Source organism: Bacillus sp. NTK071 (assembly GCF_017303315.1).
Lineage (GTDB): Bacteria > Bacillota > Bacilli > Bacillales > Guptibacillaceae > Guptibacillus.
Window position 1 is genome coordinate 1 of the sequence record NZ_JAFKOI010000011.1, and the last position, 22,750, is coordinate 22,750.

The window sequence follows — 22,750 nt, forward strand, 5'->3', positions numbered from 1 at the left end:
TAAGATCCCTTAGAGATGATGAGGTAGATAGGTTCGGGGTGGAAGCGTGGCAACACGTGGAGCTGACGAATACTAATCGATCGAGGGCTTAACCTAAAAACGAAAAGTAAAGCAGGCTTGGTCACATTCGTAGACCATTGGAGCTCTTGAACGTAAGGCGCTTTTCGCCTGAAGTGAAAGAGTGAAATGGGCAAGAATGTAGCCTGCGGAACTAGACATTACGAAAAGCGAAGTGAGCCGTTTAAATCCGACAAGCGTTGGAAGCTTTTGAGTCAGACGCGCTTTGTGCGTCAGGCGAAAAAGGTGAAACGATCGAGGATTTGGCTCACGTAGCTGGACATTCTTATTGGAAAACGTTGTGAGTGCTATCTAGTTTTCAGGGTACAAACCTGAAAAAAGGAAGTTCGACTAAGTTCCACCACGTCCTGTGGTGAACATCGAACGGCTAACATCCTGTTAGTCTAGTGATGATGGCGAAGAGGTCACACCCGTTCCCATGCCGAACACGGAAGTTAAGCTCTTCAGCGCCGATGGTAGTTGGGGGATCTCCCCCTGCAAGAGTAGGACGTCGCTGGGCAATAATGAGAAGTCAGAGATCAAATGGTCTCTGGCTTTTTTGTATGGTTTTAACTAAATAGGATTTTGACTAACAATCGCTGCTTCAGAACAGAATCGCGGATATATTCTCAAATTCGCGGATAAAATCATGAAAATCGCGGATATAATTTTATTTTCGCGGATATATCGAAAATATCGCGGATAAACCATAATAACTATTGAGCACATCAGCGAAGAGAGGCATTGTGACAAAACAGCGTTGCATCTTCCTCCAAAAAAACAAAAGGGCATACCGTAAGTAATGTTAATGTATCAAAAATCGTTTTTTTTAAAATCTTATGTAGAAAATGTCGTGAGTGCTCTTTATTTATGAGAGAATAAAATTTCTCTTGAACTTCATAAAGAAGTATAGTAAGATATATCTTGTCCTTGGTTAAACACTTTCTAGTGGATCAACCATTGATTAGTCTAGTGATGATGGCGAAGAGGTCACACCCGTTCCCATGCCGAACACGGAAGTTAAGCTCTTCAGCGCCGATGGTAGTTGGGGGATCTCCTCCTGCAAGAGTAGGACGTCGCTAGGCAACTTTGAGAAGTCAGAGATCAAACAGTCTCTGGCTTTTTTGTATGTATTTTTTAGAAGCACATATCTAACAAACGCTTCTTACAAACAGAATTGTGGATATAATCTCAAAACAGCGGATAAATGGTGCATTATCACTAGCAATCCTCCTTACACCACCAATTAATCTTAACCAATCATCGAAAAATAACAATAAAAGATCCTTCAGAGAATATGAACCCCCTTAATTACAAAAAATAATAAAAAAGGTGGTTATATACATGGGTATGAAGGAAAGGATTTTTGGAAATGGTTCGATGAAACCTGGAGGTAGCAGGGATTTCTTAGAAGCAGTGAAAGAAAGAAGGTCTATTTATGGGATTGGAAAAGAGCGTACAATCTCAGATGAGAATTTACAAGAAGTGATTGAATATGCTGTTCTCCATACACCGTCAGCATTTAACTCACAAAGCGCGAGAGTCGTTGTGCTGCTTGACGATAATCACATTAAACTTTGGAATGAGATTACGAAAGAAACGCTTCGTGGCATTGTTCCAGCAGATCAGTTTAGTTCGACAGAAGACAAGATGAATGGCTTTGCAAGTGGATATGGCACTGTTCTCTTCTTTGAAGATCAGGATGTGATTAAGGGACTTCAAGAAAAACTCCCTACGTTTGCGGATACCTTTCCTAAATGGTCACAGCATTCTTCAGGTATGCTTCAATTTGTGATTTGGACAGCGCTAGAAAAAGAGGGGCTTGGTGCTTCTCTACAGCATTACAATCCAATAATAGACGAGCAAGTGAAAGAAGAGTGGAATGTACCTGAGAGCTGGGAGCTAATCGCTCAAATGCCTTTTGGTAACCCAATTGCTCCTCCCGGAGATAAAGAGTTTAAACCTGTTGAAGAACGAGTGAAATTTTATTAGTAAGCGATCTGAGAAGAGGAAGCATGGCATGCTTCTTCTTTTTTGGTTTTGTTAGTTAATCTATTAAATTTTATCCCTAAATAATTTTATTGTAGAATGTATAATCTTAATAGTAAAAAAGAAGCGATTGAATGCCACCAATCACTTCTCCATCCAGTTATTCTCCTGATTCATCATCTGTAATCTTCAAACGCTTCCGTTCTTCCTTCGATTCGATCAGCCGATGAAGGTGAATCAACAGAATGCCTCGTTTGTAGCTAGCATCAATTGGTTTTTCTCGTACTGGAAAGGGAAGTTCAACGATTCGTTCAAAAGGGCCATGCTTGTATTCTTCCTGCACATTTCGATAGCCCTTAAGGGACATGTTTGTCTGACCTTTTACTTTTAGCGTACGATAATGAATATACACATCCACATCATCTACTTTCTTAATACCTGGGAGATAGACGGTGCAGATCAGTTCATTACCAGCTTCGTAGAGATTGACGAGAGGGCCATTTGATACGAACATATCCTGAAAATCCGTCCAGAAATCATCTCCCATGAATTTGTTCATTTTGTTTCGCCAGTCGTACATTTGACTCCAGTAATCTCCCATGACTTCTCCTCCTGGGCTTTTTCCCATTATATGCTCCACATTATATCTTTGTTAAAAAAGATATAATGCAGTTTAAAACATTCGGTAAAGTGAATGGTATAAAAGAAAGTTCCGATTGAAACTTTTTAGTTGGAATCAGTAATTAACCCATGCGGTTCAATGTTTGATCGTGTTATGCTAGGGAAAGTTGGAGTTTTAGAGATAAGGAAGAAGGAGGATGGACATGCTTGATAGTGGTCTTGGCATGGTTGCTACCATTTTTGCTATTAATATCGTTTATGTATCGTTTCTTACGATGCGTACGATTCTAACGCTTAAAGGGCAGCGATACCTTGCAGCAATTACTGGGACAATTGAAATTGCGATTTATGTTATTGGACTTGGTCTCGTCCTCGATAATCTAGGGCAGATACAGAACGTTATTGCATACGCCCTTGGTTTTGGTGTGGGTATAATAGTAGGAATGAAGATTGAAGAGTACCTAGCCCTTGGTTATATTACAGTAAATGCAATTACAACGAAGCTTGAAGATGATATTCCCAATAAATTAAGAGACGTTGGTTATGGTGTAACACATTATCTTGCCCATGGACGTCAGGGAGAACGCCTAGTGATGCAGATTCTAACATCACGTAAGTCTGAACGAAAGCTCTATCAGTCAATTGAAGAGCTCGATCCGAAGGCATTCGTCATCTCCTATGAACCCCGTACCTTCCAGGGAGGATTCTGGGTTAGAAAAATCCGGAGGTAATGTATGGAAAAGAAGCCTAAGAAAAAGAAGTTTGAAGTTCAAGAAAATGAGTCTCTATCAGATTGCTTAAAGCGCATGGACGACGAAGGCTACATGCCAGTCAGACGCCGTGAAGAGCCAGTCTTTAAAGAACGTAAAGGTTCCAAAGAACCTGAGCATTGTGGACAGAGAATTGTTTTTGAAGGAAAGTTGAAGTAAAAACCGAACATTAGACTTGATTTAAAACGCATCGTTCGATTTTACGTTGACAGTTGAACGTGGCTCTTGTTACTATGTAAGAGGAGTTAAAAGGATACCTCATATAATCTTGGGAATAAGGCCCATAAGTTTCTACCTGACGACCATTAATCGTCGGACTATGAGGGGGAAAGTCGTGTTTTGCGTATGTGCAGGACAGGATGGATGTGTTTTCGCCCGAGGTAGAAGCTTCTTCTAAGTAAATAGAAGAATTCTATCTCGGGCTTTTCTGTTATTTTCAAACTATTTAGATTAATTAGTACCTTCACTGAAGGAGGAATAGCATGATAGCGAAAATTGGCATCATAATGGGTAGCACATCAGATTGGGAAACGATGAAGCATGCCTGTGACATACTAGAAGAACTTAATATTCCATTTGAGAAAAAAGTTGTTTCAGCTCACAGAACACCTGAGTTAATGTTTGAGTACGCGGAGTCAGCAAGAGAGCGTGGTCTTAAGGTGATCATTGCAGGTGCTGGTGGCGCCGCACATTTGCCAGGTATGGTTGCTGCTAAGACAACACTTCCTGTAATAGGGGTGCCTGTTCAATCGCGAACGTTGAATGGTCTTGATTCACTGCTTTCCATTGTTCAGATGCCAGGAGGAGTACCAGTCGCAACAGTGGCGATTGGAAAAGCAGGAGCGAAGAACGCAGGGCTTCTAGCAGCACAAATTCTAAGCACGAACGATAAAGGAATTGAACAGAAGCTTAGCGATTATCGAACACGGATGAAAGAAGCGGTACTCGAAAGTAGTGATACTTTATGAATAGAACCATTTTACCTGGAAGTACAATAGGAATTCTAGGTGGCGGTCAGCTTGGTAGAATGATGGCTTTAAAGGCAAGAGAGATGGGCTATCGTATCGCTGTACTTGAACCTAAGAGTGGTTCACCATGTGGTCAAGTAGCGGATCATGAAGTTGTAAGTGGGTATGATGATCTGGATGGAGCAAGAGAGCTTTCTGATGTTAGTGATGTGATCACTTATGAATTTGAGAATATCACTCACGAAACGGCTAAGTGGCTTACGGAGAATGCTTATATGCCACAGGGTGGCGAGCTACTTCGCATCACACAGGATCGCTACGTTGAGAAGACAACCATTCAGAAATCAGGCCTTCAAGTTGCACCTTTTGAAGCAGTGGATTCTAAACAAGACCTATATAATGCCATAAAGAAGATCGGCTTGCCTTCCGTACTTAAAACACGGACTGGCGGTTACGATGGAAAAGGTCAGTGGGTTTTAAGAAAGCAAGAAGACGTTGAATCTCTTTCGTTTCCAAATGTACCTTGCATACTTGAAAGCTGGGTGCCGTTTCAAAAGGAACTATCTGTTATTGTCACACGAAGCGTAACAGGAGAAACAGCAACGTTCCCTGTAGGAGAGAACATTCACGTTAACAATATTCTTCATCAAACGATTGTTCCAGCGCGAGTAGACGAGACAATGAAGAACGAGGCGAGTGAGGTGGGAAAACAACTTGCCAATAATCTGAACCTTGTTGGAACACTTGCAGTTGAACTTTTCTTAAAAGATAATGAGCTATATGTAAATGAACTTGCACCAAGACCTCACAATTCAGGACATTATACGATGGAAGCATGCGAAACTTCTCAATTTGAACAGCATATTCGAGCGATATGCGGTTTGCCGCTTGGGAGCACGAAGCAGGTAACACCCGTTGTAATGGGAAATTTGCTCGGTCAGCATGTGTCACCTCTACTAAATAGTGTATCGGAACTTGGTAGCGCAAAGCTTCATTTATATGGAAAAGACGAAGCGAAGCATAATCGCAAAATGGGTCATGTTAACTTTCTTGCATCATCAACTGAAGATGCGATTGAGCGGATGACGCAATGGAAATTATGGGAGTAAAGATAATAGACCAGGAGGACTTAATATGATTGAACGTTATACACGCCCAGAGATGGGAGCTATTTGGACAGAGGAAAATCGCTACAATGCGTGGCTCGAGGTAGAAATTCTTGCATGTGAAGCATGGGCGGAGTTAGGGATTATTCCTAAAGAAGATGTGCAGAAAATCCGTGAAAACGCAGGATTTAACGTGGAACGCATTCATGCGATTGAAGAAGAAACGCGTCATGACGTCGTTGCTTTTACTAGAGCCGTTTCAGAAACGCTAGGAGAAGAGCGCAAGTGGGTCCATTATGGCTTAACGTCAACAGATGTGGTCGACACCGCTTTGTCTTACCAGCTTAAGCAAGCGAACGATCTTTTGATTATGGATATTGAGAAATTCATTGAGGTGCTCAAAGCAAAAGCACAAGAACATAAATACACAGTTATGATGGGTAGAACACATGGTGTTCATGCAGAACCAACAACTTTTGGTCTTAAAATGGCGCTATGGTATGAAGAAATGAAGCGTAACCTTGATCGCTTCAAAACAGCTTCTGAAAATGTTCGATTCGGTAAGCTATCTGGAGCAGTTGGAACATATGCGAACATTGATCCGTTTATTGAGCAGTATGTATGTGAAAAGATTGGTCTTCAACCAGCACCAATTTCGACACAAACACTTCAGCGCGATCGTCATGCACACTATATGTCATCACTTGCGCTTGTTGCAACGTCTATCGAAAAGTTTGCAGTTGAAATCCGCGGACTACAGAAAAGTGAAACGCGTGAGGTGGAAGAATTCTTTGCAAAAGGTCAAAAAGGTTCATCCGCAATGCCTCATAAACGGAATCCGATCGGTTCTGAAAACATGACGGGAATGGCACGTGTGATTCGTGGTTATATGACAACAGCTTACGAGAATGTGGCACTATGGCACGAACGCGATATCTCCCATTCTTCTGCAGAGCGTGTGATTTTGCCAGATGCAACGATAGCACTTAATTATATGCTGAATCGTTTTGCTGGTATCGTTTCAAAGTTAACGGTTTTCCCAGAAAACATGAAGCGTAATATGACGAGAACATACGGATTAATCTACAGCCAACGCGTTCTTCTATCTCTTATTGATAAAGGGATGTCACGAGAAGCAGCATATGATCTTGTTCAGCCGAAAACAATGGATGCATGGGAGCGCGGTATTCAGTTTAGAGAATTAGTAGAAGCGGATCCTAAAATTACTGATCAGCTTAGTGAATCCGAAATTGATGACTGCTTTGATTACAACTACCACCTGAAGCCGGTGGATATGATATTTGAACGTCTCGGACTTTAATTAAGCATCGGAGGGGATCACCATGGAAAAGCAAGGATTGTTGTACGAAGGTAAAGCGAAGCGAATTTATGCAACAAACGAAGCAGAGGTTGTATGGGTCGAGTATAAAGATTCAGCAACAGCTTATAACGGTGAGAAGAAAGCGACAATCTCAGGTAAAGGAAGACTGAACAATGAAATCACAAGTTTGCTCTTTGATTATTTGAAGAGTGCGGGCATTGAGAGCCATTTTATTGAAAAATTGTCTTCTACAGAGCAGCTTGTGAAGCGGGTATCGATCATACCACTCGAAGTGGTTGTTCGGAACATCGCCGCCGGGAGCTTTTCCAAACGAACCGGTGTTGAAGAAGGTAAGCTTCTAAAACAGCCGATCGTTGAATTCTACTACAAGAATGATGACCTTGGTGATCCTCTTCTAACGCTTGATCATGTGCTTGAACTTGAACTTGCGACAGAAGATACAGTTAATGATTTGAAAGAACGGGCGTTGAGAATAAATACGCTACTACGAGACTATTTCCTCGAGCGTGATGTGAAACTAGTGGACTTTAAGCTTGAATTCGGTATGACAGCAGAAGGAAAGATTATGCTTGCTGATGAAATATCGCCGGATACATGTAGATTGTGGGACAGCAAAACAAATGAAAAACTAGATAAAGATGTGTTTCGAAGAGACATTGGTAATCTGACAGAAGCGTACGAACAAATTCTAGCTCGTTTAGGGGGATCCGAATCATGTATAAAGTAAAAGTCTATGTAACGTTAAAAGAAAGTGTACTAGATCCACAGGGGAGTGCTGTTAAGAATTCACTCCACAGTCTTTCTTACAATGAAGTAGAAGATGTACGAATCGGAAAATACATGGAGCTTACCGTTAAAGATACGGAAAACCTTAATCAGCGCATTCAAGAAATTTGCGAGAAGCTTCTTGCGAATACAGTGATTGAAGATTACACCTATGAAATCGAGGAGGGAGTCGCACAGTGAAATTTGCAGTGATTGTGTTCCCGGGTTCAAACTGCGATGTGGATATGTATCATGCCATCAAAGATGAGCTTGGAGAAGAAGCGGTTTATGTCCGGTACGATGAGCAGAATCTAGCAAACTACGATGCGATTCTTCTACCTGGTGGGTTCTCCTATGGAGACTATTTACGTAGCGGTGCGATTGCCCGCTTTGCACCGATCATGCCTGAAGTCATAAAGGCTGCTGAAACTGGAAAGCCAGTTTTAGGCGTGTGCAACGGATTCCAAATTCTCTTGGAAGCAGGTCTATTACCGGGTGCCATGAAACGAAATAAGAATTTGAAGTTTATGTGCCGCCCTGTGACTTTACGGGTTCAAAACAATGAAACGATGTTTACTTCAGCATATGAGAACGGTGAAGAAATTACAGTGCCGATCGCTCATGGTGAAGGAAACTACTATTGCGATGAAGAAACGTTAGCACAGCTTAAGAAAGACAACCGTATTGCATTCAGCTATGCAGATAACCCGAATGGTTCAGTTGAAGACATCGCAGGTATTGTGAATGAAGAAGGCAATGTGCTTGGCATGATGCCACACCCTGAACGAGCGGTAGATGAATTGTTAGGAAGCGCGGACGGATTAAAGCTATTTAAATCGATACTACGCAACTGGAGGGAATCCCATGTCACACATGCATGAACCTACACCTGAGATGATCAAAGATCAAAAGATCTATAGTCAAATGGGTTTAACAGATGACGAGTTCGGTATGGTAGAAAAGATTCTCGGTCGTATACCAAATTATACGGAGACTGGACTTTTCTCCGTTATGTGGTCTGAGCATTGTAGCTACAAAAATTCCAAGCCGGTCTTAAAAAAGTTCCCAGTCACTGGTGAACGTGTTCTTCAGGGACCTGGTGAAGGTGCTGGAATCGTTGATATTGGTGACGAGCAGGCTGTCGTATTCAAGATTGAAAGTCATAACCATCCATCAGCGATCGAGCCTTATCAGGGCGCGGCTACTGGAGTTGGTGGCATTATCCGAGACGTTTTCTCTATGGGGGCTCGCCCTATTGCGCTTCTTAATTCTCTTCGTTTCGGTGAACTTAGCAACCCGAAAGTGAAGTACCTTTTTGAAGAAGTCGTTGCAGGGATTGCTGGCTACGGTAATTGTATTGGAATTCCAACAGTGGGCGGAGAGGTACAGTTTGATGCTTCTTACGATGGTAACCCACTTGTTAATGCGATGTGTGTTGGTTTAATTGATCATAAAGATATTCAAAAGGGGATTGCATCCGGAGCTGGTAACACGGTGATGTACGTAGGTGCAAGCACAGGGCGTGACGGAATTCATGGTGCAACTTTCGCATCTGAAGAATTGACTGATGTTTCTGACGAAAAACGTCCAGCTGTTCAGGTTGGCGATCCGTTTATGGAGAAATTGCTTCTTGAAGCATGTCTTGAGCTTGTTCACTGTGATTCGCTTGTTGGCATTCAGGATATGGGAGCGGCTGGGTTAACGTCATCCGCATCAGAAATGGCCAGTAAAGCAGGTATGGGACTTGAGATGAACCTTGATGAAGTTCCTCAGCGCGAAAAAGGCATGACACCATATGAAATGATGCTTTCTGAATCACAGGAGCGAATGCTTGTTGTCGTGAAGAAGGGTCATGAAGCAGAGATCAAAGAAATCACGGATCGATGGGGCCTCTTGTGTAAAGAAGTTGGCGTAGTGACAGAAGAGAAGAGGTTCAAACTTCTTCATAAAGGTGAAGTTGTAGCAGATGTCCCAGTTGATGCACTCGCTGAGGAAGCACCTGTTTACCATAAACCATCCCGCATTCCAGATTACTATATTGAAAATCAGCAGATTCATAGACCGATTCCAGTGGTGGAAGATCCGAAGGGAATGCTATATACCCTACTTAGTCAGCCAACTATTTCGAGTAAGGAATGGGTTTTTGATCAATACGATTATATGGTTCGTACGAATACCGTTGTTGCACCAGGGTCTGACGCAGCTGTTGTCCGCGTCCGCGGTACAAGAAAAGCACTGGCGATGACAACGGACTGTAACTCTCGCTATTTGTATCTTGATCCTGAAGTAGGCGGACAAATTGCTGTGGCGGAAGCGGCGCGTAATATTGTCTGTTCTGGTGGAGAGCCACTAGCGATTACAGATTGCTTAAACTTTGGAAACCCTGAGAAGCCTGAAATTTTCTGGCAGATTGAAAAAGCCACAGATGGTATGAGTGAGGCGTGTCGCATGCTGAACGCTCCAGTTATCGGTGGAAATGTATCTCTTTATAATGAAACGAACGGCGTCGCAGTTTATCCAACGCCGGTTGTCGGTATGGTCGGACTTGTTCATGATCTCGATCATGTGACGACACAAGCGTTCAAAGAAGAAGGAAACTTGATTTATATGCTAGGAGAAACGGGCGAAGATTTCGGAGGAAGTGAGCTTCAAAAGTACCTAGACGGAAAAATCTCTGGTCAAGCTCCTACATTGAATCTTGAAGTGGAAAAAGAGCTTCAGAACCAACTGTTAACAGCGATTCAGGATGGACTTGTACAATCAGCACATGACCTTGCAGAAGGTGGACTTAGTGTCGCTCTAGCAGAATCATTAATTGGTACAGATTTTGGTGCCAATGTTCGCATCGATGGAGACGTAACAACAGATCTATTTAGTGAATCACAATCTCGTTTTCTTGTAACCATCAAGGGGGAACATCAGCAGGCATTTGAGCTACGAACTGGAGCGAAACTAATCGGCGAGGTTACCGGAACAGGTATGTTAACGATTATGCATGAAGATGAAACACATATTTTCGATGCTCCTGTTCAAGAACTTGAAGCAGCCTGGAAGGGAGCTATTCCATGTTTGGTGAAATCAAAGGCTTAAATGAAGAGTGTGGCGTATTTGGCATCTGGGGGCACCCAGATGCAGCTTCCCTCACATATTATGGACTGCATAGCTTGCAACACCGCGGGCAAGAAGGAGCAGGTATTGTCTCAACAGATGGAGATCGTCTCTACAATCATAAAGGGATCGGCCTAGTGAATGACGTGTTTGGTCCAGGTGATCTTGATCAGCTTGAAGGCAACGGTGCAATCGGTCATGTGCGATACTCGACAGCTGGTGGCGGTGGGTATGAGAACGTCCAACCACTCGTTTTCCGCTCGCAGAATGGTGGGCTTGCCCTTGCGCATAACGGAAACCTTGTGAACGCTAATGCGCTCAAGCATCAGCTTGAAGGCCAAGGAAGTATTTTTCAAACGACTTCAGACACAGAAGTGCTTGCACACTTAATTAAGAGAAGCGGTTATTTAAGTCAGCGTGAAAAGGTCAAAAATGCGCTCACTATGGTTAAGGGTGCGTACGCTTTTATCATGATGACAGAAAAAGAAATGATGGTCGCTCTTGATCCACACGGGTTAAGACCTTTGTCACTTGGTATTCTTGAAGGTGCGTACGTTGTGGCATCGGAAACATGTGCATTTGACCTTATCGGAGCTGAATATATTCGAGATGTACAGCCTGGAGAGCTTCTCATCATTAGCGAGAATGGCTTGGAGTCTGAACGCTTCTCATCATCGGTTTCTCGAGCCATTTGTTCAATGGAGTATATCTATTTCTCAAGACCTGACAGTAATATTGAGAACATTAATGTGCATACCGCTCGAAAGAAGCTTGGTAAACAGCTTGCGAAAGAGGCACCAATTGAAGCGGATATCGTAACAGGTGTACCTGATTCAAGTATCTCCGCTGCAATTGGATATGCTGAAGAATCTGGCATTCCCTATGAGATGGGCCTAATCAAAAACCGCTATGTTGGAAGAACGTTTATTCAACCTTCACAGGAGCTGAGAGAACGTGGAGTGAAGATGAAGCTTTCCCCTGTTCGTGGTGTTGTTGAAGGAAAACGAGTCGTGATTGTTGATGATTCGATTGTGCGTGGAACAACGAGTAGGAGAATTGTCACCATGCTCAGGGAAGCTGGAGCAAAGGAAGTGCACGTTCGTATCAGTGCTCCTCCAATTATTAGCCCATGTTATTACGGAATCGATACATCGAACTCTGGAGAATTGATTGCAGCGAAGATGAGTGTCGATGAAATGTGCGACGAGATCGGTGCAGACTCACTTACATTTCTCTCAACAGAAGGTATGACGACAGCAATCGGTAGAGAAGACGAAGGTTCCAATTGCGGACAGTGTCTTGGTTGCTTTACTGGAAACTATCCTACTGAAATATATCCCGATACGGTTCATCCTTACGAAAAAGTCTAACCGAAGGAGGCCATTATGGCAGAAGCATATAGGCAGGCAGGCGTAAATATTGAAGCAGGTTATGAAGCGGTAGACCGGATTAAGCCTCATGTGAAGAAGACGATGCGTCCAGGCGTAATGGGAGGGATCGGCGGTTTTGGTGGCATGTTTGATTTGTCAGAACTACCTTATGAAAAACCCGTCCTTGTTTCTGGCACAGATGGTGTAGGCACTAAGCTGATGCTTGCGATTCAAATGGATCAGCATGATACAATCGGGATTGATTGCGTAGCAATGTGTGTAAACGATGTTGTAGCACAAGGAGCAGAACCACTTTATTTTCTAGATTATATTGCAACAGGCAAGCTAGCTCCGGAGCGAATTGAAGCTATCGTTAAAGGTGTTGCTGAAGGGTGTTCACAAGCAGGTTGTGCGCTCATTGGTGGAGAAACAGCGGAAATGCCTGACATGTATAAAGAAAATGATTATGATCTTGCTGGATTTACGGTTGGCGCGGTCGAAAAGTCACAGTTGATTACCACTGAAAATGTGAAGGAAGGCGACGTGCTTGTTGGCCTTGCTTCAAATGGTATTCACAGTAATGGCTTCTCGCTTGTTCGAAAAGTATTGTTAAAGGATAACGGCTTGGATCTAGAATCCTCATATGAAGCTCTTGGAAAGACGCTTGGCGAAGCCTTGCTTGCTCCAACTCGCATCTATGTTAAACCTGTTCTTAACGTTCTTAAGACACACACGGTTCATGGGATTGCACACATTACAGGTGGAGGATTTGAAGAAAACATTCCACGTATGCTTCCTGAAGGACTTGCGGCTCAGATTGATTATGGTTCATGGCCAATCCCGGCAATTTTTGATCTAATTGAGTCAAAAGGAAAGCTTGCTCGAAAAGAAATGTTCACAACATTTAATATGGGCATCGGTATGGTGCTAGCGGTTCCTGGGGATGAGGCTGTTAGTGTGATGAAACAGCTTGAAGCAGATGGCGAGAGAGCCTTTATGATTGGTCGTGTTAAAAAAGGTGAAGGAATTGAATTCGGTGGCGGTGACTTGTCATGAAAAAGATAGCCATATTCGCATCTGGAAGCGGCTCGAACTTTGAAGCGATTGCCGCAGCAATCGAGAACGGTGAACTTGATGCGGAGATTTCGCTTGTCGTTTGTGACCGTCCTGGTGCAAAAGTAGAAAAAAGGGCAGAGGCATTTGGCATTCCTGTCCTTTCTTTCTATCCAAAATCTTATGAATCAAAAGCTGATTTCGAAACCTTTATTCTTCAACAGTTGCATGAAGCAGGTATTGAGTGGATTATACTTGCAGGCTATATGAGATTAATCGGACCGATACTCCTTCAAGGATTCGAAGGGAGAATTATAAATATTCATCCGTCACTCCTTCCGTCTTTTCCTGGAAAGGACGCAATCGGACAGGCTTTTGAAGCAGGAGTTAAACTAACGGGAGTAACCGTTCATTTCGTGGATGAGGGAATGGATACCGGAACAATCATTGAACAAGATTACGTTCGAATTGATGAGAATGACACAAAAGAGGATTTAGGACGAAAAATTCAGGCAGTTGAGCACCTCTTGTATCCTGCCGTCATTCGTTCCCTTCTTCAGGAGAAAATCACAAGGTAATGGGAGGAAGAAGTATGGCTATTAAACGAGCATTAATCAGTGTTTCTGATAAAACAGATATTACAGCATTTGCAAAAGGACTTGCCGACAAAGGTGTAGAGGTGATCTCTACTGGTGGAACCAAACGTGCTCTTGAAGAAGCGGGTGTGAACGTAATGGGGATTTCTGATGTAACAGGATTCCCTGAAATTCTTGATGGGCGAGTAAAGACGCTTCATCCAAATGTTCACAGTGGTTTGCTTGCAGTTCGAGACAATGAAGAGCATCAGAAGCAGCTAGATGAATTGAACATTAAGCCAATCGACCTCGTTGTCGTGAATCTTTACCCATTCCAAGAGACGATCGAGAAGCCTGATGTAACGTATGAAGATGCCATTGAGAACATTGATATTGGTGGACCGACAATGCTTCGCTCTGCAGCGAAAAACCATCGTGATGTGACGGTTGTTGTTGATCCTTCCGACTACAATCGTGTACTTCGCCAGGTTGAGGAGAATGGAGATACCACTCAAATTCTTCGTAGAGAGCTTGCTGCAAAGGTATTCCGCCATACTGCTTCATACGACGCAGTCATCTCCGAATACTTAACAGCACAATCAGGAGAAGAAGAGCCTGAATCACTAACAGTTACCTTTGAACGAAAACAAACGTTGCGATATGGTGAAAATCCTCATCAGAAAGCCGTATTCTATCGTAAACCACTCTACAAAGGAGCATCTCTTGCTTCAGCGGAACAATTAAATGGCAAAGAGCTTTCTTACAATAATATTAATGATGCGAATGCTGCTCTTAATATTGTTAAGGAATTCGAACAGCCTGCTGTTGTTGCTGTAAAACATATGAATCCTTGTGGTGTTGGAACAGGTGAGACCATTGTTGAAGCTTACCAGAAAGCATATGAAGCAGATTCGACTTCTATTTTCGGTGGGATTGTAGCAATTAATCGTGAAGTAGATGAAGCAACAGCATTGAAATTAAAAGAAATTTTCTTGGAGATTATTATGGCCCCTGCGTTTACCGAAGAAGCTCTTGCTGTCCTTACGAAGAAAAAGAATCTTCGCTTACTGAAGCTTGATGTCTCTGCTTCTCCTGCTATTGAACATCAGCTTACATCAGTAAACGGTGGCCTACTTCTTCAAGAACGTGATCGTTACGGATTTGAAGAAGCTGATATTTCAGTACCTACTGACCGTGAGCCGACGGATAAAGAGTGGGAAGCACTGAAGCTTGCTTGGAAAGTCGTCAAGCATGTGAAATCCAATGCAATTGTGCTTACTAAGAATGATCAGACAATCGGGATTGGAGCAGGACAAATGAATCGTGTAGGTGCTGCTAATATTGCGATTGAACAAGCAGGTGAGAAAAGTAAGGGATCTGTAATGGGCTCCGATGCTTTCTTCCCAATGGATGACACTGTTGAAGCAGCTGGACGTGCTGGTGTTACGGCTATCATTCAGCCTGGAGGTTCAATTCGTGATGAGGATTCAATTAAGAAAGCCAATGAATATGGAATCACGATGGTCTTCACTGGAGTTCGTCATTTTAAACATTAAGAGGAGGTTTTACCTGTGAAGGTTTTGGTGATTGGGCGCGGTGGTCGTGAACATGTGATGGCTTGGAAAGCAGCACAGAGCAGCCTTGTTGATCAAGTATACGTAGCACCGGGCAACGTAGGGATGACAGAGGCTAAACTTGTACCGATTGAAGAGAGCGATCATGAAGGGCTCGTAGCCTTTGCGAAAAAGGAAAATATCGAGTTAACACTCGTTGGTCCTGAACAACCTCTACTCGATGGTATTGTGAATCGATTTCAAGAAGCAGGCCTACGTGTATTTGGACCAACACAGGAAGCGGCTCTAATTGAAGGAAGTAAAACGTTTGCTAAAGAGTTAATGGTAGCGAACGGTATTCCTGCGGCTTATTCAAAGTCGTTTACAGATTATAAAGAAGCCAAGGCTTATGTAGAAAAAATGGGTGCACCTATTGTTCTGAAGGCAGACGGTCTTGCGGCTGGTAAAGGTGTGGTCGTTGCAATGACCCTTGATGAAGCACTTGAAAGCCTTCATGACATGATGGAGAACAATCAGTTCGGTGCAGCGAGCGAGAAAGTGGTAATAGAAGAGTTTCTAGATGGAGAAGAATTTTCGTTAATGGCTCTAGTAGAAGGAGAACACGTCTACCCACTTGTTATCTCCCAGGATCACAAACGAGCGTTTAATGGTGATCAAGGACCTAATACTGGTGGTATGGGTGCCTATTCACCGGTTCCACAAATATCCGAGGATGTTGTGGATCATGCGGTAAAGTCGATTTTGCGACCGGCTGCCAAAGGGATGAAAGCAGATGGACGTTCATTCACGGGCATTCTTTATGCAGGTTTAATACTGACGAATGAAGGACCAAAAGTCATTGAATTTAATGCCCGCTTCGGTGATCCTGAGACACAGGTAGTATTGCCAAGAATGACATCAGATTTTGTACAAGCTGTTCTTACCATGTTGGATGGTGAAACACCAGACCTAACCTGGAGCGATGAAGCGGTTATTGGCGTTGTTGTTGCATCTGGTGGATACCCTGGCAGTTACGAGAAAGGTAAGCCGATTACTGGATTAGATGAGGTGAGTTCTGAAGCACTTGTTTTTCATGCCGGAACGAAATACTCTGAAAGTGAACTGGTAACAAACGGCGGACGTGTTTTACTCGTAGCTTCTAAAGGAGAAGATTTGAAACAAGCAAGTCGTTCCGTGTATAAAGAATTAGAGCATGTCACCGTTGAGGATGGCTTCTACCGCACGGATATCGGATATCGAGCTATCTCGCACGTTTCTTCTTAATATAAGCGAAAGCAATCGCAACAATACTACCAATGACCATCGTATAGATTAACCAAGTATCTGTTATATACTCGAGCATATACGTACCTCCTTATGATTAGATAGATGAAACTTCCCTGTTGTCAGGGAAGTTTTTTTGTTCTTAAGGGTCTAGGAAGGATTGATAACTTTTTCCAGTGCAGTTTCATCGGGATCGCGGTTTTCATCCTGTGTCATAAGATCCACTACTGGGCAATACCGAGTGTGACCTTCAGCGATTTTCATAGCACCTACAGTTGCCATTAATAATGCCGTCATGCTATTGTCGTCTTTACACAGTTTAGCTGTTGACCAGGAGAGCAAAGCAAAACCTGCAGTAAGGCGAATAAAAGCGTTCATCATACTAATATTTGGTTTCATGGAAAAAACTCCTTTCATCAATTACAAATCAAAAGTAGCAACGTGTCGAAATTATGTTAAAATAAAGAAAACTTCTTGAATCGGGTGATGGTTATGGCGAAACGAAAAAATTTATGGACAAAACAGCAATTACGACAACAAGTGCAAGTAGTCTCTGGCGAGTTGCCACCATCGATCGTTTTTTATAATGCAACCTACCTAAACAACGGATTAAAAAAATGGGTTACGTCGAATATATGGGTATATGAAGATCGCATCGTCTATATTGGAGATGCTCTACCTGAAGAGCATCATTCAACAGAATGGATTGATTGCAAGGGAAAATGTCTTGTTCCAGGTTACATTGAACCACATGCTCATCCATTTCAACTTTATAATCCCCTTACGTTTGCACGCTATGCATCTAGTCGGGGAACAACGACATTGATGAATGATAACATGCTTTTCCTTCTCGGTTTGCCTCACGAGAAAGCGCTTACATTAATAGAGGACCTTGATCAGTTTCCCGTTTCGATGTTTTGGTGGGCACGATATGATGCGCAGACAAAGCTTCTTGATGAAGACGCCATAACGAATAAACATATGAAGGAGTGGCTTTCTCATCCGCTTGTTATACAAGGAGGCGAGCTAACAGCCTGGCCTGATGTACTAAGTGGAGATGATGAAATATTAGAATGGATGCAGGAAACACGAAGACTCGGTAAGCCTATTGAGGGACATCTCCCGGGTGCGTCCCTATCAACATTAACCAAGATGGGGCTGCTTGGTGTCTCGTGTGACCATGAAGCAATGACTGGAGATGAAGCACTTCGTAGGTTAGAGATGGGAATGGTGACATCGCTTCGCTACTCCTCCATCAGACCTGATTTACCAGTGATTCTGGAGTCTCTTCTTGAGAAAGGAGTAACCTCTTTTGATCGGGTTATGATGAACACTGATGGCTCAACCCCCTCCTTCCTTGAACAAGGGCTGACAGACAAGTTGATTTCCATTGCTTTAGAAACAGGAGTACCTGCAGAAGATGCGTATTCAATGGTGTCATATAATGTGGCAAACCACTACGGTATAGCCGATACACATGGTATGATAGCACCTGGTAGACTTGCTCATATTAATATTCTTGAATCAAGTGAGAATCCGCTTCCTTTATCAGTCCTTGCGCGTGGCAAATGGCTGAAGCGTGATGGGGAAGAAGTAGGGCAGGATTGGTCCTTTGACTGGGAAGAGCACGGACTTACTGCTGTTGAAGAAAAGTGGGAGCTTAAACCGAATGACTTAACCTTCTCCGGACCAGCTGGTGTTGAAATGATAAATGCTGTGATTACAAAACCATACAATTTATCGATCGAAACCTCTGTTGATGAGTTGCCTGCTGGAACAGACGAGAGTTTTATTATGCTACTAAGTCGTGAAGGCAAGTGGCGTGTGAATACAATTATTAAAGGTTTTGCAACGAACGTAAAGGGGTTTGCTAGCAGCTTTTCGAATACAGGTGATTTTATTATAATCGGAAAAAAGAAATCTGATATGATCGCTGCCTTTAATCGAGTCAGACAAATTGGTGGCGGGATTGCACTTGTAGAAGACGAAGAAGTAATTGCTGAGATTCATTTGCCTCTTATGGGAAAGATGTCTGAATTACCCCTTGAAGACGTAATGAAAGCAGAGAAACGGATCATTACAGAGCTAAAGGAAAGAGGGTACGCATTTGGTGATCCTATCTATAGCCTACTGTTTTTCTCTTCTACGCATTTACCTTTTATTCGATTGACGCAGCAAGGAATTTATGATGTAAAGCGAAAAATGGTACTTTTTCCTTCGATAATGCGTTAAACTATAACAAAGTAAACTCTTAACGGAATAAAGGAATGGTTGTTAAGGCTAGAATGTTAAGAAGGCCGTATAGAAGAATGAGAGTTGATCTCTTTTCATACAGAACGATTGGAATAGAACGATACATATTTTGAGTAAGGAGAGTGGACTAACAATGCAAATTGATAAACTTCGAGGTAAAACACTTGATCAGCTTTTTGAAGCCATCCTTTCATTAAAGGATCTTGAAGAATGCTATTTATTCTTTGATGATCTAGCAACAGTGAACGAAATACAATCTCTTGCCCAGCGCCTAGAAGTAGCGCGTATGCTGAGAGAAGGGTTTACGTATCATAAAATTGAGACAGAAACGGGAGCAAGTACTGCAACCATTTCAAGAGTAAAACGTAGCCTGAATTACGGAAACGACGGCTATCAAATGACACTTGATCGTGTCCATAATAAAGAGTAGAGAGAATGAGCCGGAGATCGGCTCATTTTTTTGTGTGGAAATAGTGCTGATTAACCGGCATTTTTAACATTTCGCGGATATAATTGAGTTTTCGCGGATATAACATCCATTTTCGCGGATAAAATCATAATCTCGCGGATATATCTCGAAAATCGCGGATATGTTGTGTTTTTACGGATTAGGCTCCAGTGCCTGCCGAGTCTAAACGGAGGCTTCCGCTTTTCGTGATCCAGCTGCAGTGGGCAGACTCTCGGTCACTTCACCCTAGACTCTGAACACAAAGGGCGTGTTCAAAGTCTAGGGTTCCAGTGCCTACCGAGTCTAAACGCCCACTTCCGCTTTTCGTGATCCAGCTGCAGTGGGCAGACTCTCGGTCACTTCACCCTAGACTCTGAACACAAAGGGCGTGTTCAAAGTCTAGGGTTCCAGTGCCTGCCGAGTCTAAACGCCCACTTCCGCTTTTCGTGTATTCTTTGATATAATCCAACGTATGAGGAAAAGTGGGAGGAAGGTTTAGGATGTTTGATTTTCGAGAGTGGAAGCATGTTTTTAAGCTTGATCCGAATAAGGAAATTGAGGACTATGATCTTGAGGCGATATGTGAGTCTGGTACGGATGCGGTGATTGTTGGGGGAAGTGATGGTGTAACTCTTGATCGGACGCTGGATTTGCTTGCGCGCATTCGGAGGTACGCGGTACCATGTGCACTTGAGGTCTCAACGGTTGAGGCTGTGACGCCGGGATTTGATTTCTATTTCATTCCAACTGTATTAAATACGGAAGATAGCCGTTGGGTAACGGGATTGCATCATGAAGCGGTTAAAGAATTTGGTGAGATTATGAATTGGGATGAAATTGTGATGGAAGGGTATTGTATTCTAAACAGTGAATCAAAAGTTGCGAATCTAACGTCGGCTAATACTGGGATTGAAGAAGACGATGTGCTTGCCTATGCACGAATGGCAGAGAAGATGTTCAAGCTGCCGATATTTTATGTGGAATATAGCGGCACATATGGAGATGCTGAATTGGTTCAGAAGGTTAGCAAGGTGCTTGATGATACGATGCTTTTCTATGGCGGAGGAATTGACTCACCAGAGAAAGCAAAAGAGATGGCAGCTTATGCTGATACGGTTATAGTTGGGAATAGTATATACGATAATATTAAGCAGGCGATTAAAACGGTTGCTGCAGTTAAAGGAAATTGATTCTCTCCTGTCGATCAGGTAAAATAAGAAATAAGAACATACGTTTGTGAGGAGTGCTTAGAACATGCAGCGAATAGTGGATAAATTATTGAACGGATTGAACCCCGAACAGCAGGAAGCGGTCAAGCATACAGATGGACCGCTCTTAATTATGGCCGGGGCAGGAAGTGGAAAGACAAGAGTGCTAACACACCGCATTGCCTACTTGCTTGTTGAGAAGCAGGTTTCCCCGTGGAACATACTTGCCATTACATTTACGAATAAAGCAGCACGAGAGATGAGAGAACGGGTAAATTCAATTACAGGTCCTGTGTCAGAGGATATTTGGATCTCCACATTCCACTCCATGTGCGTACGTATATTACGAAGAGATGGCGATCGAATTGGGATTAACCGAAATTTCACGATTCTTGATTCAGGAGATCAGTTAACTGTCATTAAGAAGATTTTGAAGGAACAGAACGTTGATCCTAAGAAATTCGAGCCTCGAGGCATTCTTGGCAGTATTAGTTCCGCAAAGAATGAACTGCAATCACCTGAGGATTACAAAGCGAATGCAAAGGGACCATATGAAAGTGTCGTATCTGATGCGTACGAGCAGTATCAGAAACAGCTTCGTAAAAATCAGGCGCTTGATTTCGACGACCTCATCATGCGTACAATAACACTTTTCAAAAAAGTACCTGAGGTTCTTGAATTCTACCAGCGTAAGTTTCAGTATATTCACGTTGATGAGTACCAGGATACAAACAAGGCACAGTATGTACTGGTTAAATTGATGGCTGAGAAGTACCAGAACCTGTGTGTTGTGGGTGATTCCGATCAGTCAATATACCGCTGGCGTGGCGCTGATATCCAGAATATCCTTTCATTTGAAAAAGATTATCCTAGTGCACGGGCGATCTTCCTTGAACAGAATTACCGTTCAACGAAGAAGATTCTTCAGGCAGCAAATGTTGTAATTGAAAACAATATGAACCGGAAACCAAAGAAGCTTTGGACGGATAACCAGGATGGACCGCATATTACGTACTATCAGGGCAATGACGAACACGATGAAAGTCGCTTTGTGACCGGAAAGATTCTAGATATGGTGAATAGTGGAAAGCGCACAAATTCACAGATTGCGATTCTCTATCGGACAAATGCTCAGTCCCGAGTTATTGAGGAAATTCTAAACAAATCTAACATTACGTACAACATTGTTGGCGGTACAAAGTTCTACGATCGGAAAGAGATTAAGGACGTGCTTGCCTACCTTAGATTGATTGCAAATCCAGACGATGACATTAGCTTACTTAGGATTGTAAACGTACCAAAACGGGGTGTTGGCGCCTCTACAATGGACAAGGTGGCACAGTATGCTGCGAACCAAGATATTTCGATCTTCACTGCTCTTCAAGAAGTAGAACAGATTGGTCTTAGCGCTCGATTTACGAAATCACTTCGAACCTTTGGAAATCAAATGGCGAATTGGACACAGATGCAAGAATATTTAGCTGTCTCTGAACTAGTTGAAGAAGTGATTGATAAATCTGGTTACCGTGATTCCTTGAGAAACGAAAATACGATTGAGGCACAAACAAGATTAGAAAATATTGATGAATTCCTATCCGTTACGCAAGAGTTTGAGAAAGCAAGTGAAGATAAAAGCTTAATCGCATTCCTTACAGATCTTGCGCTTGTAGCTGATATCGATAAGCTTGATGAAGATGAGAATGAAGAAAAAGAAGCGGTTACCCTCATGACGCTCCATTCTGCAAAAGGTCTTGAGTTTCCTGTTGTCTTTTTAATCGGCATGGAGGAAGGCGTCTTCCCACATAGTCGTTCACTATTTGAAGAAGAGGAAATGGAAGAAGAACGTCGTCTAGCTTATGTTGGAATAACAAGAGCTGAAGAAGAGCTTTTCTTAACAAATGCTCGTCTTCGAACGCTTTATGGTAAAACCAACGCGAATCCGGTATCTCGCTTTATTGGCGAAATTCCAGAAGAGCTACTTGAAAAAGAAGGTCAGGAAAAACCGGCATCACCATTCTCAGGTGGATCAAACCCGCGTTCTTCAAGGCCAGCTACGCCTAAAACGCCACGCCGTCCTCAACTTACTTCAACGGGAGGCGACTCCCTTAACTGGAAAGTTGGAGATAAAGCTAGCCACCGCAAATGGGGTGTTGGAACGGTTGTTAGCGTAAAAGGAGAAGGTGATTCGACCGAGCTTGATATTGCATTCCCAAATCCAGTTGGTATCAAGCGTCTTCTGGCGAAGTTTGCCCCTATTGAGAAGCAATAGCCATATTAGAA

General features: G+C 42.9%; 22 protein-coding genes, 3 rRNA genes and 1 riboswitch. Of the genes, 22 read left to right on the forward strand and 3 right to left on the reverse strand.

Annotated elements, in window-relative coordinates; all coding sequences use genetic code 11:
- The 4 genes from JI666_RS15375 to JI666_RS15390 form a co-directional block, all read left to right on the forward strand.
- A 23S ribosomal RNA gene (locus tag JI666_RS15375) occupies positions 1-96 on the forward strand; the annotation flags it as partial.
- 364 nt (positions 97-460) lie between these two features.
- Positions 461-577: ribosomal RNA gene (gene rrf / locus JI666_RS15380) — 5S ribosomal RNA — on the forward strand.
- Between the two features lie 448 nt (positions 578-1,025).
- Positions 1,026-1,142 (forward strand): 5S ribosomal RNA (gene rrf, locus JI666_RS15385).
- 259 nt (positions 1,143-1,401) lie between these two features.
- A complete protein-coding gene (locus tag JI666_RS15390; RefSeq protein WP_206893412.1) occupies positions 1,402-2,049 on the forward strand; it encodes a nitroreductase family protein in 648 nt (215 codons plus the stop codon).
- Between the two features lie 157 nt (positions 2,050-2,206).
- On the opposite strand, the gene JI666_RS15395 is transcribed toward JI666_RS15390, so the two are convergent.
- Entirely contained in the window at positions 2,207-2,647 is a 441-nt protein-coding gene (locus JI666_RS15395) for an Hsp20/alpha crystallin family protein (RefSeq protein WP_206893415.1), read from the reverse strand.
- A 223-nt stretch (positions 2,648-2,870) separates the two neighbouring features.
- Here JI666_RS15395 and JI666_RS15400 point away from each other — a divergent pair, with 223 nt between their 5' ends.
- From JI666_RS15400 to purD, 14 genes are all read left to right on the forward strand, one after another.
- The gene (locus JI666_RS15400; protein WP_206893416.1) at positions 2,871-3,398 is read left to right on the forward strand and encodes a DUF2179 domain-containing protein; all 528 of its coding nucleotides are present in this window, start codon (positions 2,871-2,873) and stop codon (positions 3,396-3,398) included.
- A gap of 3 nt (positions 3,399-3,401) precedes the next feature.
- On the forward strand, positions 3,402-3,596 hold the full coding sequence (locus JI666_RS15405) for an NETI motif-containing protein (RefSeq protein ID WP_048313445.1): 195 nt from the start codon (positions 3,402-3,404) through the stop codon (positions 3,594-3,596).
- A 79-nt stretch (positions 3,597-3,675) separates the two neighbouring features.
- A riboswitch (purine riboswitch) is annotated at positions 3,676-3,777 on the forward strand.
- A gap of 142 nt (positions 3,778-3,919) precedes the next feature.
- On the forward strand, positions 3,920-4,405 hold the full coding sequence (purE, locus tag JI666_RS15410) for a 5-(carboxyamino)imidazole ribonucleotide mutase (protein ID WP_206893419.1): 486 nt from the start codon (positions 3,920-3,922) through the stop codon (positions 4,403-4,405).
- On the forward strand, positions 4,402-5,514 hold the full coding sequence (gene purK / locus JI666_RS15415; protein WP_206893421.1) for a 5-(carboxyamino)imidazole ribonucleotide synthase: 1,113 nt from the start codon (positions 4,402-4,404) through the stop codon (positions 5,512-5,514). Before purE ends, purK begins: the two co-directional genes overlap by 4 nt.
- A 25-nt stretch (positions 5,515-5,539) precedes the next feature.
- On the forward strand, positions 5,540-6,832 hold the full coding sequence (gene purB / locus JI666_RS15420) for an adenylosuccinate lyase (protein ID WP_206893423.1): 1,293 nt from the start codon (positions 5,540-5,542) through the stop codon (positions 6,830-6,832).
- Positions 6,833-6,854: 22 nt separating this feature from the next.
- Positions 6,855-7,580: a phosphoribosylaminoimidazolesuccinocarboxamide synthase gene (gene purC / locus JI666_RS15425; RefSeq protein WP_206893425.1), complete on the forward strand. Its 726-nt coding sequence runs from the start codon at positions 6,855-6,857 to the stop codon at positions 7,578-7,580.
- Positions 7,568-7,819: a phosphoribosylformylglycinamidine synthase subunit PurS gene (gene purS, locus JI666_RS15430; RefSeq protein WP_206893430.1), complete on the forward strand. Its 252-nt coding sequence runs from the start codon at positions 7,568-7,570 to the stop codon at positions 7,817-7,819. Before purC ends, purS begins: the two co-directional genes overlap by 13 nt.
- Positions 7,816-8,499, forward strand: a complete 684-nt coding sequence (purQ, locus tag JI666_RS15435; protein WP_206893431.1) for a phosphoribosylformylglycinamidine synthase subunit PurQ — start codon at positions 7,816-7,818, stop codon at positions 8,497-8,499. Before purS ends, purQ begins: the two co-directional genes overlap by 4 nt.
- Positions 8,483-10,708, forward strand: coding sequence for a phosphoribosylformylglycinamidine synthase subunit PurL (gene purL / locus JI666_RS15440; RefSeq protein ID WP_206893432.1), 2,226 nt, complete (start codon positions 8,483-8,485; stop codon positions 10,706-10,708). Before purQ ends, purL begins: the two co-directional genes overlap by 17 nt.
- Positions 10,684-12,096 (forward strand): amidophosphoribosyltransferase, encoded by a 1,413-nt coding sequence (gene purF, locus JI666_RS15445; protein WP_206893433.1) that lies wholly within the window; start codon positions 10,684-10,686, stop codon positions 12,094-12,096. The genes purL and purF overlap by 25 nt, the downstream gene beginning before the upstream one ends.
- Before the next feature lie 15 nt (positions 12,097-12,111).
- Positions 12,112-13,152, forward strand: coding sequence for a phosphoribosylformylglycinamidine cyclo-ligase (purM, locus tag JI666_RS15450; protein WP_206893435.1), 1,041 nt, complete (start codon positions 12,112-12,114; stop codon positions 13,150-13,152).
- Entirely contained in the window at positions 13,149-13,727 is a 579-nt protein-coding gene (gene purN / locus JI666_RS15455) for a phosphoribosylglycinamide formyltransferase (protein WP_206893437.1), read from the forward strand. The genes purM and purN overlap by 4 nt, the downstream gene beginning before the upstream one ends.
- A gap of 14 nt (positions 13,728-13,741) precedes the next feature.
- Entirely contained in the window at positions 13,742-15,280 is a 1,539-nt protein-coding gene (gene purH / locus JI666_RS15460) for a bifunctional phosphoribosylaminoimidazolecarboxamide formyltransferase/IMP cyclohydrolase (RefSeq protein WP_206893439.1), read from the forward strand.
- A gap of 15 nt (positions 15,281-15,295) precedes the next feature.
- Entirely contained in the window at positions 15,296-16,561 is a 1,266-nt protein-coding gene (purD, locus tag JI666_RS15465) for a phosphoribosylamine--glycine ligase (RefSeq protein ID WP_206893440.1), read from the forward strand.
- Here the strand turns inward: purD and JI666_RS21955 are convergent.
- On the reverse strand, positions 16,539-16,640 hold the full coding sequence (locus JI666_RS21955; protein ID WP_330218555.1) for an EYxxD motif small membrane protein: 102 nt from the start codon (positions 16,638-16,640) through the stop codon (positions 16,539-16,541). The genes purD and JI666_RS21955 overlap by 23 nt on opposite strands.
- A gap of 71 nt (positions 16,641-16,711) precedes the next feature.
- A complete protein-coding gene (locus JI666_RS15470; protein WP_169525589.1) occupies positions 16,712-16,960 on the reverse strand; it encodes a YgaP family membrane protein in 249 nt (82 codons plus the stop codon).
- Positions 16,961-17,053: 93 nt separating this feature from the next.
- Here JI666_RS15470 and JI666_RS15475 point away from each other — a divergent pair, with 93 nt between their 5' ends.
- The 4 genes from JI666_RS15475 to pcrA all read left to right on the forward strand — a co-directional run bounded on the left by JI666_RS15475 (position 17,054) and on the right by pcrA (position 22,739).
- Positions 17,054-18,793: an adenine deaminase C-terminal domain-containing protein gene (locus JI666_RS15475; protein ID WP_206893444.1), complete on the forward strand. Its 1,740-nt coding sequence runs from the start codon at positions 17,054-17,056 to the stop codon at positions 18,791-18,793.
- A 154-nt stretch (positions 18,794-18,947) separates the two neighbouring features.
- Positions 18,948-19,244 (forward strand): YerC/YecD family TrpR-related protein, encoded by a 297-nt coding sequence (locus tag JI666_RS15480; protein ID WP_136948324.1) that lies wholly within the window; start codon positions 18,948-18,950, stop codon positions 19,242-19,244.
- Positions 19,245-19,762: 518 nt separating this feature from the next.
- A complete protein-coding gene (gene pcrB / locus JI666_RS15485; RefSeq protein WP_206893445.1) occupies positions 19,763-20,452 on the forward strand; it encodes a heptaprenylglyceryl phosphate synthase in 690 nt (229 codons plus the stop codon).
- A 64-nt stretch (positions 20,453-20,516) separates the two neighbouring features.
- Complete coding sequence (gene pcrA / locus JI666_RS15490; protein ID WP_206893446.1) at positions 20,517-22,739, forward strand: DNA helicase PcrA; 2,223 nt, start codon at positions 20,517-20,519, stop codon at positions 22,737-22,739.
- Positions 22,740-22,750: the final 11 nt, after the last annotated feature.